The organism is Bacillus sp. SD088 (assembly GCF_017355205.1).
In the GTDB taxonomy this organism is placed as follows: domain Bacteria; phylum Bacillota; class Bacilli; order Bacillales; family Bacillaceae_C; genus Lederbergia.
The window spans coordinates 106,800-121,219 of the sequence record NZ_JADIJK010000004.1 but is presented as its reverse complement, the minus strand read 5'-3'; the positions used below and the strand labels follow the sequence as shown (position 1 = coordinate 121,219).

Sequence of the window (14,420 nt, the reverse complement as noted above, 5' to 3'; positions counted from 1 at the left end):
AAAATAAGAGGAGCTCACCAAAGCTCTTCTTATTTTTTTTGAAAAAATATGATATGATTATTAACTGTGCGTGTTCAAAAAGAAAGTTAAAAAGGACCCAAGTCGCCTAAAGGGACTGGCGTCAATTGCAAACGTCCGACATTTGTACAGTCTGTGCAAGTTTTTACCGGACTTTTTGAACATCCTAACTGGAAAAATAACTAAAAAATATAGAAGGTGTCATGTTGATATACTTTGATAACAGTGCAACAACGAAGCCATATGAAGAGGTTCTAGATTCTTTTCTAAAAGTGAACCAAAATTTTTATGGGAATCCTTCATCCTTGCATAATTATGGTGGAAAAGCTGAGCAGTTGATCACAGGAGCAAGGCAACAAATCGCAGATGGAATAGGGGTAAAGCCAGCAGAGATTATTTTTACTTCAGGAGGCACGGAAGGAAATAATCTGGCTATTAAAGGAGCGGCCTTAGAATATCAAGGCAGAGGAAATCACTTGATTACAAGTGAGATTGAACATGCCTCTGTTGAAAATACATTGAAACAATTAGAAGAAAAATTCGATTTCCAAGTGACAAGATTGCCTGTGCGGGCGAATGGGCTTGTGCATCCTGACGACATCGAACAAGCGATTACGGACAAGACCATTCTTGTCTCTTTGATTCATGTGAATAATGAAGTAGGAACCGTTCAACCAATCCGAGAAATTGGCGAAAGACTAAAAGAATATTCGAAAATCCTCTTTCATGTTGATCATGTTCAAGGCGCCGGAAAATTAGCTTTGCCGCTCCGCGATTCAGGGATTGATTTATGTACATTTTCAGCTCATAAATTTCATGGTTTAAAAGGGACAGGCTTTCTTTATAAACGAAACGGAGTTAAACTTGTTCCGCTTTTAACTGGAGGGAATCAAGAGCAAACATGGAGAAGTGGGACTGAAAATACAGGCGGCATTGTGGCGATGGCCAAAGCATTCCGGTTAGTGGAGCAGAACCGCCTTCATAAAGCAGCCTCGCTTTTGCAGGTAAGAGACTATTTATTTGCTGAATTAAAAAAGCAGTCGGAAGCCATCATTCATACACCTGAGTCTGCGGCACCGCATATTATCAACTTCTCTGTAGTTGGATTGAAAGGAGAAGTACTTGTCCATGCCTTAGAAGAAGCTGGCTTTATGATTTCAACGACAAGTGCCTGTTCTTCTAAAGATAAAACATCAAGTCCAACGTTACAATCGATGGGTGTTTCGAATGAGATCGCGTTAGGCGCTGTTCGAATAAGCCTTACCTACGAGAATACCATGCAGGAAGCGATTCAGTTTATAGAGGCATTAACAGACATCATCGTAAGATTAAAAAAGGTAGTGGGGTGATTCAATGAATTATGATAGAATCATGATTCGTTATGGCGAAATGTCCCTTAAAGGGCGGAACCGAAAGCATTTTGTCCATAAATTAAAGAAAAATATCCAATTTATATTACAAGATTTTAAGAACACACAAATTGAATCTGGTTGGGATCGCATGTACGTAGTCCTGAACGGTGAATCTGTAGAACCAATTATAGAGCAATTAAAGAATGTATTTGGAATTCAATCTTTTAGTCCAGTTATTAAAACAGAAAAGAATATAGAAGCGATTCGAGCAGCTGCCCTCCATATCGCTAGGGAAGTCCATTCCCCAGGAAATACGTTTAAAATCTCTGCACGTCGGACAGATAAGACCTTTGAATATGATACGAATGGATTAAATCATGCGGTTGGTGCACATATTTTGATTCATCTGGATGAAATTAAAGTGGATGTGAAGCAACCTGATTTAAATCTTATTGTAGAAATTAGACAGGATGCTGCCTATATTTCAGGTCAAATCATTCTAGGAGCTGGAGGATTTCCAGTCGCATCCTCTGGAAAAGCGATGCTAATGCTTTCAGGAGGAATCGATAGCCCTGTGGCAGGCTATTTAACGATGAAAAGGGGAGTGGGAATCGAAGCTGTGCATTTTCATAGTCCCCCTTTTACAAGTGAGCGTGCTAAGCAAAAAGTGTTGGATTTAGCACAGAAACTTGCTCAATATTCGGGAAGTGTAAAAGTTCATATTGTCCCCTTCGCTGGGATTCAGCAAGTTATCCATAAAGAAATTCCATCTGGTTTCTCTATGACGGCTACAAGAAGAATGATGCTTCGAATTACAGAAGAAATTAGAAAAAAACAAGGTGGACTTGCGATTGTAACAGGGGAAAGTTTAGGTCAAGTAGCAAGTCAAACAATGGAAAGCATGCTTGCGATTAATGCAGTTACGAACACTCCGATTATTCGCCCATTGATCGCGATGGATAAATTAGAGATTATTCAGATCGCGGAAAAGATTGATACAATCGAGATTTCGAATCGACCATATGAAGATTGTTGCACGATTTTCACTCCACCGTCGCCGAAAACAAAACCGAAATTGGAGAAGATGGAGCAGTTTGAAGAAAAAGTCGATTGGAATCCTCTACTTGAAGAAGCGGTGGGTAAGACTGAAACGATTATGATTAGTGCGCGGAAGCAATCAGCCACTGCAGATCTAGATAGTCTTTTATAGTGGTTTGTCATATTCTTGATAAGCCTAAAAAACAACGAGAAAAGTCACTATTTAAAGAATAACAATAATTACCAATCGAATGATGAATGATGGCATGTGTTTTTGCACATTCTACACTTACAGGGAGGTGAGACACATGCCAAGCAATAACAGCAACCAACTTGTAGTACCTGGAGCTGAACAAGCTCTAAACCAAATGAAAACCGAAATTGCTCAAGAATTTGGTGTGAATCTTGGAGCTGATACAACTTCTCGTGCTAACGGATCTGTTGGTGGAGAAATCACAAAGCGTCTTGTCCAAATGGCACAACAACAAATGGGCGGACATCAATAATCACATATAGTAACTGGATTGAGAGGCGGTTTTTTCCGCCTCTCTTTACTTTGGTCAACAAACGATACCTTATAAAAATGTCCTTTTTACTTTTTCCCAGAATGAATTATTTTTTAATTTGATCGTTTTAATGCGCTGCTCACTTAATTGAATATCGACTTTCTCCACATGCTGAACACTTAAAGCTTCATTATCCATGCCCATGGATGGATAATCATTGCCATCCTGAACCACTTTAAGTTGGAGGCTGCGCTCAGCACTTAAAATAAACGGAGAGCCTAAAGTACGATAGGTGTTATTGTTTAAGGAAGCTAACTCTGTCACTTGTAGACAAGGCAATAATGGATCAACAACTGCTCCACTCACTGACTTATTATAAGCTGTACTTCCAGTTGGTGTGGCAATCACAAGCCCATCACCACGGAATGTTTCAAAGTGAAGTCCATCAATAAATACTTCCATTACAAATGTTTTAATGATGCCTGAGCGAATGGTAAACTCATTTAGACACTGAAAAGAACCCTCCCCATCAATATTCACTTGGATAGTCGGATAACGTCTCACTTCCACTTTCTCCATTGTCGCCGCATCGATAATGTCATGAATATTATCAATATGAAAATCGCAATAAAGCCCTTGGTTGCTTCCAACCGCAACCCCAGCATACAAGCAATCCTGTCTAAATCCAGTTTTCCGAACAGCTTGGAGAAACATTCCATCTCCGCCAATACTTGCAATTACATTGGCTTCACGGTAATCATTTACAATATTAAATCCATAACGTTCTGCAGCTTCTTGCAAATTCATTATTTTTTCAGCTAGTTCTGAATCATTTTGATGAAAAAGATAGATGTTATTTCTCTGGTCTTTCATGTTGAAGGCCTCCTAAATGGGATTCAATAATTGAAAATCAGTATCTACTTAGTTTATCATGGCAGTGAAACTTTTTAAAAGAATAGAACGTAAGAAGAATAGGCACAAGTTAGAAGGAGGAATTTTATATGAATGGGAAAAGGTGGATTGCACTTGGTGTAGCGGCATTTGTATTTTTTGTTTCCACCATTGTGAATCTTGCAAGCAGCTTTCTTTTTGCAGACTTCTCAAAGCTTGTCAATGAGGGGGTCGGGATAAATGAGGCTTTTGCAGAGGAAGTAGTTGAATCTGGAAGCCCGGCTGAGAAAATAGCGGTATTGGAAGTAGATGGAGTGATCCAAGATACGGGAGAAGCGTCCATCTTTCAAGCTGCAGGCTATGTACATAAGGAGTTTATGAAACAGCTGAATCATGTGAAGGATGATAGCTCGGTAAAAGGAATTATCCTCCACGTAAATTCTCCTGGCGGGGGAACCAATGAATCAGCAGAAATTCACCATAAGCTCGTACAAATTCAAGAGGAAACGGATAAACCAATCTATGTTTCCATGGGATCAATGGCAGCATCTGGGGGCTATTATATTTCGGCTCCGGCTACGAAGATATTTGCTAGCCCTGAGACAATGACAGGTTCGCTCGGTGTTATCATGCAAGGGGTAAATATTGGAGAACTGGCTGACAAATTAGGGATTGATTTTACAACGATTAAAAGTGGTCCATACAAGGATATAATGAGTCAATATCGGGATATGACAGAAGAAGAGAAAGATATTCTTGATTCCATGTTGAAAAATTCTTACGATGAATTTGTGCGGATTATTTCAGAAGGTCGAGATATGTCAGAAACAGAAGTAAGAAAGATTGCAGATGGAAGAGTATATGATGGACGGCAGGCAAAAGAAGTTGGCCTAATTGACGATTTTGGCTATCAAGAAGATGTCATTGAACAACTGAAAAACGATTATAAACTACAAGGTGCTCAAGTCATTCGTTATACTGCTGGTGTTGGTTTTGGTTCATTCTTCGGTGTCATTGCTCAACAATTCGGTGGAAAAGATGCAGAAATGCAGGGCATTACAAAATTGTTAACTCAGCCGAATGCGCCAAGGTTAATGTATCTTTATTCTGAATAATAAAGCGAGACTTATCGGGGTGTTAGCGTCCGTTATCCCCCATTTAGACTTCTTTGAAATCTCCTAGTCTTGAAGTGGGGTTTTTACGGACGGTTGCACCGGGATAGGGGATGTTAATAGGGAGGTGTCATGTTCATGACAGAGAATTACGAGGAATATACAACCGAAGCGAATGATGAGCGAATGATTGAGACAGCAGAAATCAGGAAAAAATCTTTCGTTTATGCTGGGTTTTGGATGCGATTTTGGGCTTATCTCTTAGATTTGCTGATGATCTTTAGTCTAAATGCCATGATCATTAAGCCACTATTTCGCGGGCTAGGAATTTCTCTTTCAGATACAGGGGTTTTCTCCGCATATGGGATTGTATCAGGAATTGTTTTCTATGCCTATTTCATATTGATGACGAAATTTTTTCAACAAACTGTCGGGAAAATGGTCTTTGGCTTAAAAGTTATTCCCTTGAAACAAGAATCACCAAGCTGGGGAACGATTATCTTTAGAGAGGGAATTGGACGTTATATTTCAGCGACAATCATTGTGCTTTACGCAGTTGTTGCATTTACACCGAAAAAACAAGGATTGCATGATTTATTTGCTGATACTTCCGTGATCCATGAACAAAGAAACAATGTAGAACCCGCTTATTAAAAAGCGGGTTTATTTTTTTGCCAACTGGAAATAATGAATCTTTAGTTCGAATGTGTTATTTCATGCGGAGGGGTAGACTATGCTATGGTTCATTTTTATTTTAGTCTTGGTTGTTTTCATTTTAATAATGATTCCATTATTGAGCGTCCAAATCGCTTTTTCAACCATTCTGAGTTCCTCTGCGATAAACATCAATATTAAAGGTACGACTTTTTTCGGATTGCTTCATTTTCAAAAGGAATGGAGTTTAGCCGATATTTTATCCATAGAAAGGGAGGAAATCGAGGAACTGGAAGAGGATCCTGTTCATTTCGCTACCCTACTAAATGAATTGAAATATCTCCCGCAAAATATCAAACCATTTCAAAGAGTCATTACTCAGTTTTTTAAAAAAATTAAGATAAAGCAATTTGAATGGCGGACCACGATCGGACTTGGAGATGCTGCGGAGACAGGGACGGCTTCAGGGGCAATTTGGTCACTAAAAGGCACGGTTTTCTCATGGGCAAGAAATTACCTTTCTTTTGCTAAAAAGCCACTTATAGATGTACACCCCGATTATCAACGCATGACATTGGAGACAACCTGCCAATGTATGATGCAGATAAAAGTGGGAAATGCTATATGGACAGCCTATAAAATAGCTAGAGAATGGAAAAAACATAAAAAACGATCATTTTCACAGAGTGAAAAAGACAGGAGGACAATCAATGTCTGAACATCCAATTGAAGCTTTAATGACAACAGCCATGGAAAATCTGAAAGACATGATTGATGTGAATACCATTATAGGGGAACCTGTGGAAACCCCGGATGGTGGAGTGATTTTGACAGTTTCAAAAGTTGGTTTTGGCTTTGCAATGGGCGGAAGTGAATTTAAGGGAGGATCATCGGGAGGCTCTTCCGATGAAGAAGCAAGCGATCGTTCTCAATTACCATTTGGCGGTGGAAGCGGCGGGGGTGTATCGATTACACCAATTGCCTTTTTAGTTGTTAATAAGCATGGGGTCAATATGCTTCATCTGGAACAAAATACGCACTTATTGGAAAAAATGATTGATTGCGCTCCAGAAGCCATCGAAAAAATTCAAAAGATGATCAAGAAAAAGAATCAGCAGAATAATGACCATAACGGTCATGTTGAATTTGATATTTAGAATTAAGAAAAGCGCAAGCGCCTTGCTCAGCCCCGACAAGCAAATGTTCTGAGACAATAAAAGTCCGGTTTTGACTTATCGTAGGAAGAAGCTGAAAGTTTGCTAGTCGTTGGGCGCTGGAGCTGGATGTCAAGCTGCAAAAATAAACAGTTATCCACAAGCCAAGAATTTTATAGTTTCCTTAACAACAACAAAAGCGCAAGGCGCCTGCCTATCGGCGACAAGCAAATGTTCTGAGCCAAAGAAAGGCGCTTTTTGCCTTTCATTGGCTCAGGTTATTTGACCTCGAGCCGATGGCGCCTGGAGCTAGATCAAGCATTAGCCAAAATTTATACTTTTTTACCTTTTCAAAAAAAAGAGTGCCTCTTCATGAAAAGTTTAACATCATGAACAGGCACTTTTTGGTTTTATAGCCATAACCGAGATAAGCAGGAGCTTGCGTTTTTGTTCAAGCAATCATTAAGGAATTACCCTTTTTAGATAGATTTGTCGAGTGATGGCATAATAAATGGCCTGAAAAAGATAATAGACCGCGATCGCGATGAAGCCTTCTTTCCAAATCCCTTCCGCTCCTAAAGTGAGACTAGCACTTACATAAACGAAAACCGTGTGCAAAGAACCAACGAGGACCGGTAAGAAGAATAGAATGGCAATCTGAATGGAGGCCATTTTCCTCATTTCCACTTGTGTAAAACCAAGCTTTTTTAAGGCGATATACGATTTTCGCTCTTCCTCCATTTCTGTATACAGCTTGAAATAAATCAGACTGCTCGTAGTCAGAAAAAATAAACAAGCAATAAAGAGGCCAATTAATAATAAGAGGGTACTCCATTTATTGATTTCAAGATAATCGCTAAATCCATCCAACAGCATGACTGAATCATTAGCTGTTCTGTTAGATTGAATGTACTTTAGTAAATCAGGTGCATGGGCAAGATTGGCGAAATAATAATCGTGAAGAACCAACTGCTCGTTCCTATCCATACTTGCCTGTAAGTCCGTAAAAAGCGATTGATCAACCACTAGTAAATAAGGTGGCTGATAACCTCCTCCTCGAATGATTGTCACCGCAAAAAGATTTGCTTGAAGCTCTAATTGAAGCGGATCCAGATTAGCGAATTTCATCTCTACTTGATTTCCCGTGAATTTGGTGGCTCCCCACTCTTTTCCTTCAAATGGTTCAAATGGCGAAATAAAAACCGTTTTCCCTGCTTCTACATCTACAGCTTGTGCGGAACGTTGTATAGGTTTAATTCGGCGGTTGTAATCTTGATCAGATATGATCCAAGCCGTTTTTTCCTGCTGATTGATCAGAATGGATGTGGGCAACACAACGGTTTGTTCATATGCTTTGATATTAACCTGGTGCTTTTCAGCAAAAGCTTTTATCTTTTCTTCGGAAAAGAGAGAACTATCCTCTGTTTCCACACCTTTTTGAATCACCATAAGATCCTGGGGACCGCGAATTCCCACATCTGAGTATTGGGTAAACCAAAATAATAAGCCCATGCTAGACATGGCAATCGCACTAAGAATCGCCGCCACGCTCAATATTCTGGCATTATCCTTCATTTTAAAAATTAATGCACTAATTGTTGTCATATTTATATTTTTCCAGAAAAGCGGTGAATTTCGTAATCTTTGTAAAATGGCCGTTGTTCCCTGCATAAAAAGCAAATATGTCCCAGTAATGACAAGTAATAAAATTGGAATCATCGAAAAGAACAAGATGAATAAGTTTGAAAAGGCAGCGATTAAATAGCCAACAAGCAGAAGTACTACACTTAAGAACGTAAGCTTAGGTGAATAGATAGGCGGTTCTTTCGGTAATTTCTCCGCGTTAATAAGATGAATGATTTCACTTTTGTGAATCTCTCTTAACCCAATTAGCGTTACCCCTTCAAATAAAAAAAGGAAGAGACACAATGTTATGATAATCGCCAACGGAGGGACTGAAAATAATAAAGGTTCACCTTGTTGTAAAATCACATTGACAAACATGAAAAAAAGCCTTGACAATAAGATCCCAGTAAGGATGCCGATTATGATCGAAAGAAAGGAAATCGCTGTAAATTCAACAAAGGCCAGCCTAGCGATTTTTTTGTTGGTAAGACCGACCATCTTTAGCAAACCAAATTCCTTTTTTCGTGATTTCATCATGGCAGTATAAGAATAGACCGTAAAAAAAATGGTAAAAAAGATGATGGCTACATTACAACTTATAAATAAAACATAGATAATTGGATGGATGCCTTGATTAGCCAAATTTGGATGTAAGACAAATGCTAGAAACAAATAGAAAATAAATACTGTAAAGATGTTGCTAAGGATAAAAGATGCATAGGATTGCAAATTCCTTCGTAAATTTTTATATAGAAGTTGGCGGAAGGTCATCTTCATGTCCTCCCATCAATGATAATACATCGAGAATTTTTTGAAAAAAAGCTTGTCTTTGCCCACTGTGATAAATTTCCGTATACGGCTTTCCATCACGGATGAACACAACACGTTTGCAATAACTAGCAGCAAAGGGATCATGGGTGACCATGAGAATCGTACGACTTTGTTCTTGATTCAATTGCTGCAGGGAATCCATTAAGCTTTTAGCCGCTTTGGAATCAAGGTTTCCAGTCGGTTGGAGACGCATAATCTCCATACGTTCTTCGTAATACCCCCTTAACCTTGGCTAATAAAACTTCTAAATGAAAGGGCTTTGTAATATAATCATCGCCCCCATTTTCTATGGCAAAAACCTAAATCCATCTCCCCAGAACGTGCAGTTAAAAAGATAATCGGGACATGGGAGATACTGCGAATTTGCCTACACCAATAAAAACCATCAAAAGAGGGGAGATGGATATCCAAGATAACAAGATCTGGCCGATATTGGACAAACTCCTCTTTTATTGAGTCAAATTCCTCAGCAATTTGAACAGCATAGCCATATTTTTGCAAATAACGGCCAACAAGACCGGCCATCCTTGCATCATCCTCTACAATATATATTTGATACATTTTTTCAACCTCCAACAAGACATATGACTATTGTACAATAGAAACGCCATACTCGTGAGTGGGCATTTCTATATTCTTTTGGAGGTATTAATTGGTTTTTTTGATAGGAAAGACCTGCCAATAGGTGATATTTCTCCAAATCCATTCCAAAGGTCCAAAGCGGAACTTTTTCAACCAAAGCTGACTAAGGAATAGCTGCAGGATAAAGATGGCAATGGATATAAAGAGACCGGCAAAGGGATATACCTTTCCATATAGTCCAAGTCCGTAATGATAAAATATCGGAGTGCCGATAATGGATTGAAAAATATAATTTGAAAAAGCCGTTTTCCCAACTGCAGCAAAGGGAAGAAAGAAGCGCTTCGTCCTCTTGAATTGTGTCATACGAACCAAGGAAATCAGATAAAAGAGCATCAGCAAGGGAGCACCAATTAATAAAAGTCCTTCTTGATCCCAGACATGAAAGAGAATATTGCAAGGTAGTCCTACCACAAGCCCGAAGAACCAAAGGATCGATAATGTTTTCCGATGTTGCTGAGGGTGATGCAATATTTTTGCTTTCGCAAAGGCAGCCCCAAGTAAAAATAGGCTAAAATAAGGTAAATTGGAAAAAATATAAAGAATTGGATTAAGCGAAAGCATCCCATTCATTGACATATACATAAAACGATCATGGATTCTTTGTGTTGCGATATCTTTAAAGGTTCCATGTGCATAAATATCAAGCGCTTGTTCGGCCTCAGCTGTCATCTCAGCATTATATTGGCTTTGCCATTCCTGCATCCCCTCCTGTGCAGGTGAAAAGGATGATAAAAGTAAAGGTAAACTAAACAAGCAGTAGAGGACAATCGCCCAAATAAATAACGTTTTTGCTTTACGTTTTCGAAATAAAAATAACAATAAACCAAGTAGGGCATAATCCGTTAAGATGTCACCATCCCAAATGAAAAAGGCATGAATCGTGCCAAATAACAATAAGGCGAATAGGCGGCGCATATATTTACGACTAAATTTTTCTCCTTTTTGCAGAGAACGTTCAAACATGATTACCATGCCAAAGCCAAATAGAAAAGAGAACATCATGATAAATTTCATCTGCACAAATATATCAAGGAATGTGCGGATTCCATGATCCAGTGCTCCCCAAGAGCTGGTGAAAAAATTCTCACTCGCTAACTGACCTAAATATAAGTCAGGATAACTGAAATGTGCCATATTGACGAGCAGAATCCCAAAAATCGCGATCCCTCGTATCACATCAATATGGACAAGGCGTTCTTGCCCTAAAATTGGTTGAATCGTTTGTTTCAATGTGATCTTCCTCCTTTTTGAAAACATTCCTTTAAGCAAAATCATAAAGAAAAAAATAAGAGAGAAAAATGGATATAGGTGACAAATAGAAGGAACGATCTTACAAAATTGAAAGGTGTATCACTTGCAACATTGGAAATAATAGTCAATGATAGTGTTATACCTAGCTTAAGGAGGAATTATTTATGGCAGCGATTACGTTTAAAGACACACCTATGACATTGGTGGGAAGTGAGGTCAAGGTTGGCGATCAAGCCCCAGATTTCACAGTGCTTGCCAATGATTTATCTGAAGTGAAACTCAGTGATTTTGCTGGACAAGTTCGCTTGATCAGTGTTGTTCCCTCTGTTGATACAGGGGTGTGTGCGGCACAAACGAGGCGTTTTAATGAAGAGTTAGCGAAGCTCGACAATGTTCAGGTTCTAACTGTTTCTGCGGATCTTCCATTCGCACAAGCACGTTGGGCAGCTGAAAATAATCTGGGTGGCGCTAAAATTTACTCAGATCACCGTGATCTTTCTTTTGGAGAAGCATATGGAGTGGTGATGAAAGAATTGCGCCTTCTTGCACGCAGCGTGTTTATTATTGATAGCAATGATAAAGTAGTCTACACAGAATATGTCAGCGAGGGCACCAACCACCCTGATTATGATTCTGCGCTAGATGCGGCGAATGCAGCGAAATAAAGGATAGAAGAAACTCCGGGGAAACCCGGAGTTTTTTACTTATAAATATATAGTCTAACTCCCTTTAGAAAAATACTCCTGGATAGGAAAACCTTCGCATAATGTTGAATATTAAGTGGAGTAACGTGAGTTTTTTGATTTTACAAGGAGGAGATACTGTGGGGAAATCGGTTATTCGCTTTGGCTTGATTACGGATGTACACTATGATTTGATGTACCGGGCAAATGATAGATTGGAAGCCTTTATCAAAAGGGCTAATGATGAACAAGTGGATTTCATTATTCAACTGGGGGATTTTTGTTTTCCAAAACCGGAAAACAAAGAGTTTCTTCAAACTTGGGAGAAGTTTAAAGGGAAAAAGTATCATGTGCTTGGAAACCATGATATGGACCATTGTGATAAAAAAACAATCATGAATTTCCTGGGTATGGAACATAACTATTATTCGTTTGATCATGGTGATTACCATTTCGTCGTTCTTGATGCAAACTATTTAAATCTTGATGGTCAATACATTGATTACTCATATGGTAATTATTTTAAATATCGAGAAGAGGCGAAAAACAATATTACGGATGAACAGTACCAGTGGTTGAAGCAAGATTTGGCCTCAACTACAAAGCCTACTATGATCTTTAGTCATCAAAGTCTTGAGAATCCTTATATCGGAGTTAAAAGCAGTGATACCCTTCACAGACTTTTTAAAGACATAAATGAAGTAGCTGGGTGTAAAAAGGTATTCGCGTGCATGAATGGCCATGATCATTTGGATGGAGTCAAAGTCATTGAAGATATATACTTTATTCATATGAATAGCAGTTCTTATGTTTGGCTGGGAGCTGAGTATAATACCACTTCTTATACAGAGGAGATAAGAGATGAATTTCCAATTTTAAAACATTCTGTACCATACCAAGATCCACTTTATGCCATCATTACCTTGAGACCCAATGAATTGATAATAGAAGGAAAAGAAAGTGAGTTTGTTGAACCTGCGCCATTTGCATGTGGCCATAGTAATGTCTCGGCAGGACATGTTTTGGTCCCCAAAATATCAGATCGAAGATTAAAGTATTAAAAAAGTAGACTTAATTGGCAGAGTGGAAAGTCAAGAGGAATACAAGCTAGACTAAGGTTTGCTGCTAAAACACCTTGTTCTTTGAAGATGGGAGCAACGACATCAAACAAAGAAGAGGTGTTTTTTCCTGTCTATCATGATCAATCTATTGTCCGAATTATTCTGTCAGTTCCCTAGCTCAAGGCAGATGCTTCTGTCCTTCCTGTATGGCTAAACTGAAAGAAAAGGGATACAAAGAATCCCCTTTCATATGTTAAATATTTCACAAAAGTTCGAACTTCTTTAAATCCGTACTTTTTCCTTGTTTCCAAACCTTGTGAAAGCTAAACTAGAGATAAAGAATAGATCCATGTATAGAATGGTGAATATCTGCCAGAAACTATTACGTAGCATGATAGGGATGCATGGATGGGAGGTTTTATTTTGACTACTTCTTCAACTGAAAAGCTTTTTACCATCTTTGATCAATCATCAACGATTTTGCAAGATGAACTAGCTTGTACTTATTTAGAGGCGTTAGCTGAAACAGGTGATAATATATTCCAGGATAAAATTCTGCAGGAAGGCTTAAGTGAACTTAACAACAAAAGGTTGCAGAAAGAATATGCGGAGTTGAACCTTGTTTCTTATACATCTGAAGAAATTCGCAGAGCGTATCAATTAGCGATTTTAAAGGGCATGAAAGGCACAACTCAAACTAATCATCAAATGACACCTGATTCGATTGGTTTATTGATCGGTTATTTAATACAAAAGTTTATAAGCGATCGACAGCAATTATCCATCTTAGATCCTGCTGTTGGGACAGGTAACTTACTGTCCACGGTTTTAAATATGTATGAGCAAATTCCTACGATCGAATCGTTTGGTGTAGAGGTCGATGAAATTTTGATTCGCTTAGCTTACATTGGAGCCAACTTACAAAGACAGCAAACAGAATTTTTTCATCAGGATGCCTTGGCACCCCTATTCATAGACCCTGTAGATCTTGTGGTGGGTGATCTACCTGTTGGATATTACCCAAATGATATGCAAGCCTCCGAATATGAGTTGAAGTCAGCAAAAGGGCATGCCTATGCTCATCATTTATTTATTGAACAAGGCTTGCGGCATACAAAACCGGGAGGATATCTTTTTTTTCTCATCCCGAATGGATTATTTGAGTCAGAACAGGCAGAAAAACTGCAAAATTATTTAAAAGATACAGCTTATATACAAGCTGTTTTACAGTTGCCTTTTTCGATTTTTAAAAATGATCAAGCAGCGAAAAGCATATTTATTCTGCAAAAGAAAAGTCCGGAAACCAAAGCACCAAAAGAAGTTTTATTAGCATCCCTTCCAAGCCTTTCGAAAAAAGAAGCGGTTGATAAAATGCTTTGGAAAATGGAAAAATGGTTCAAGGATAATAAATAAAGAAAAGCGAAGGCGCCTGTTTAGTGACGTACAAACTTTTTAGGGGCCTGACGAGATAAAGGAAACACCATGAGCTTGAAAAGCGAATGGATGTTGACTTATCGTAGGAAGGCACCGAAAGTTTGCTAGTCGCTAGGCGCTGAAGCTAGACAGAGAAAAGCGGAGGCGCCTGTCCAGGTGTTCTGCAC

The 14,420-nt window shown here is 38.8% G+C and carries 14 protein-coding genes and 1 pseudogene; 10 read left to right on the top strand and 5 right to left on the bottom strand.

Annotation, left to right across the window (positions count from 1 at the left end; genetic code table 11):
• Positions 1-224 precede the first annotated feature (224 nt).
• The 3 genes from IPU53_RS04775 (at position 225) to IPU53_RS04765 (ending at position 2,914) form a co-directional block, all read left to right on the top strand.
• Complete coding sequence (locus tag IPU53_RS04775) at positions 225-1,367, top strand: cysteine desulfurase family protein (protein ID WP_207448700.1); 1,143 nt, start codon at positions 225-227, stop codon at positions 1,365-1,367.
• A 4-nt stretch (positions 1,368-1,371) separates the two neighbouring features.
• On the top strand, positions 1,372-2,580 hold the full coding sequence (thiI, locus tag IPU53_RS04770; RefSeq protein ID WP_207448399.1) for a tRNA uracil 4-sulfurtransferase ThiI: 1,209 nt from the start codon (positions 1,372-1,374) through the stop codon (positions 2,578-2,580).
• Between the two features lie 136 nt (positions 2,581-2,716).
• Positions 2,717-2,914 (top strand): alpha/beta-type small acid-soluble spore protein, encoded by a 198-nt coding sequence (locus IPU53_RS04765; RefSeq protein WP_207448397.1) that lies wholly within the window; start codon positions 2,717-2,719, stop codon positions 2,912-2,914.
• 69 nt (positions 2,915-2,983) lie between these two features.
• Here IPU53_RS04765 and IPU53_RS04760 read toward each other — a convergent pair whose 3' ends face one another.
• Positions 2,984-3,787 carry an NAD kinase gene (locus IPU53_RS04760; RefSeq protein WP_207448395.1) on the bottom strand — a complete coding sequence of 268 codons (804 nt, stop codon included), beginning with the start codon at positions 3,785-3,787 and terminating at the stop codon, positions 2,984-2,986.
• Positions 3,788-3,915: 128 nt separating this feature from the next.
• Between IPU53_RS04760 and sppA the strand changes: the two genes are divergently transcribed.
• From sppA to ytfJ, 4 genes are all read left to right on the top strand, one after another.
• Positions 3,916-4,920, top strand: a complete 1,005-nt coding sequence (gene sppA, locus IPU53_RS04755; protein WP_207448393.1) for a signal peptide peptidase SppA — start codon at positions 3,916-3,918, stop codon at positions 4,918-4,920.
• 135 nt (positions 4,921-5,055) lie between these two features.
• Positions 5,056-5,571, top strand: coding sequence for an RDD family protein (locus tag IPU53_RS04750; protein WP_396019901.1), 516 nt, complete (start codon positions 5,056-5,058; stop codon positions 5,569-5,571).
• Positions 5,572-5,650: 79 nt separating this feature from the next.
• Positions 5,651-6,289, top strand: a complete 639-nt coding sequence (locus tag IPU53_RS04745) for a DUF2953 domain-containing protein (RefSeq protein ID WP_207448389.1) — start codon at positions 5,651-5,653, stop codon at positions 6,287-6,289.
• Complete coding sequence (gene ytfJ / locus IPU53_RS04740) at positions 6,282-6,728, top strand: GerW family sporulation protein (RefSeq protein ID WP_207448387.1); 447 nt, start codon at positions 6,282-6,284, stop codon at positions 6,726-6,728. Before IPU53_RS04745 ends, ytfJ begins: the two co-directional genes overlap by 8 nt.
• Before the next feature lie 459 nt (positions 6,729-7,187).
• Here the strand turns inward: ytfJ and IPU53_RS04735 are convergent, their stop codons facing one another.
• The 4 genes and pseudogenes from IPU53_RS04735 to IPU53_RS04720 form a co-directional block, all read right to left on the bottom strand.
• Positions 7,188-9,122 carry an FtsX-like permease family protein gene (locus IPU53_RS04735; RefSeq protein ID WP_207448380.1) on the bottom strand — a complete coding sequence of 645 codons (1,935 nt, stop codon included), beginning with the start codon at positions 9,120-9,122 and terminating at the stop codon, positions 7,188-7,190.
• Positions 9,097-9,384: a hypothetical protein gene (locus IPU53_RS04730; protein WP_207448378.1), complete on the bottom strand. Its 288-nt coding sequence runs from the start codon at positions 9,382-9,384 to the stop codon at positions 9,097-9,099. Before IPU53_RS04730 ends, IPU53_RS04735 begins: the two co-directional genes overlap by 26 nt.
• A pseudogene (locus IPU53_RS04725) lies at positions 9,371-9,743 on the bottom strand (response regulator transcription factor); the annotation flags it as partial. The pseudogene IPU53_RS04725 and the gene IPU53_RS04730, both read right to left, overlap by 14 nt.
• A gap of 87 nt (positions 9,744-9,830) precedes the next feature.
• Positions 9,831-11,054, bottom strand: coding sequence for a DUF418 domain-containing protein (locus IPU53_RS04720; protein WP_242698074.1), 1,224 nt, complete (start codon positions 11,052-11,054; stop codon positions 9,831-9,833).
• 185 nt (positions 11,055-11,239) lie between these two features.
• Here IPU53_RS04720 and tpx point away from each other — a divergent pair, with 185 nt between their 5' ends.
• The 3 genes from tpx to IPU53_RS04705 all read left to right on the top strand — a co-directional run bounded on the left by tpx (position 11,240) and on the right by IPU53_RS04705 (position 14,232).
• Positions 11,240-11,740, top strand: a complete 501-nt coding sequence (gene tpx / locus IPU53_RS04715; RefSeq protein WP_207448374.1) for a thiol peroxidase — start codon at positions 11,240-11,242, stop codon at positions 11,738-11,740.
• A gap of 158 nt (positions 11,741-11,898) precedes the next feature.
• Entirely contained in the window at positions 11,899-12,819 is a 921-nt protein-coding gene (locus IPU53_RS04710; protein WP_207448372.1) for a metallophosphoesterase family protein, read from the top strand.
• A gap of 423 nt (positions 12,820-13,242) precedes the next feature.
• Positions 13,243-14,232, top strand: coding sequence for a class I SAM-dependent methyltransferase (locus IPU53_RS04705; RefSeq protein WP_396019900.1), 990 nt, complete (start codon positions 13,243-13,245; stop codon positions 14,230-14,232).
• Positions 14,233-14,420: the final 188 nt, after the last annotated feature.

Coding starts and splice junctions, on each gene's coding strand:
- ytfJ (WP_207448387.1), top strand. CDS start 6,282: ATGTCTGAACATCCAATTGAAGCTTTAATGACAACAGCCATGGAAAAT.
- IPU53_RS04730 (WP_207448378.1), bottom strand. CDS start 9,384: ATGGAGATTATGCGTCTCCAACCGACTGGAAACCTTGATTCCAAAGCG.
- sppA (WP_207448393.1), top strand. CDS start 3,916: ATGAATGGGAAAAGGTGGATTGCACTTGGTGTAGCGGCATTTGTATTT.
- IPU53_RS04760 (WP_207448395.1), bottom strand. CDS start 3,787: ATGAAAGACCAGAGAAATAACATCTATCTTTTTCATCAAAATGATTCA.
- IPU53_RS04750 (WP_396019901.1), top strand. CDS start 5,056: ATGACAGAGAATTACGAGGAATATACAACCGAAGCGAATGATGAGCGA.
- IPU53_RS04765 (WP_207448397.1), top strand. CDS start 2,717: ATGCCAAGCAATAACAGCAACCAACTTGTAGTACCTGGAGCTGAACAA.
- IPU53_RS04745 (WP_207448389.1), top strand. CDS start 5,651: ATGCTATGGTTCATTTTTATTTTAGTCTTGGTTGTTTTCATTTTAATA.
- IPU53_RS04735 (WP_207448380.1), bottom strand. CDS start 9,122: ATGACCTTCCGCCAACTTCTATATAAAAATTTACGAAGGAATTTGCAA.
- tpx (WP_207448374.1), top strand. CDS start 11,240: ATGGCAGCGATTACGTTTAAAGACACACCTATGACATTGGTGGGAAGT.
- thiI (WP_207448399.1), top strand. CDS start 1,372: ATGAATTATGATAGAATCATGATTCGTTATGGCGAAATGTCCCTTAAA.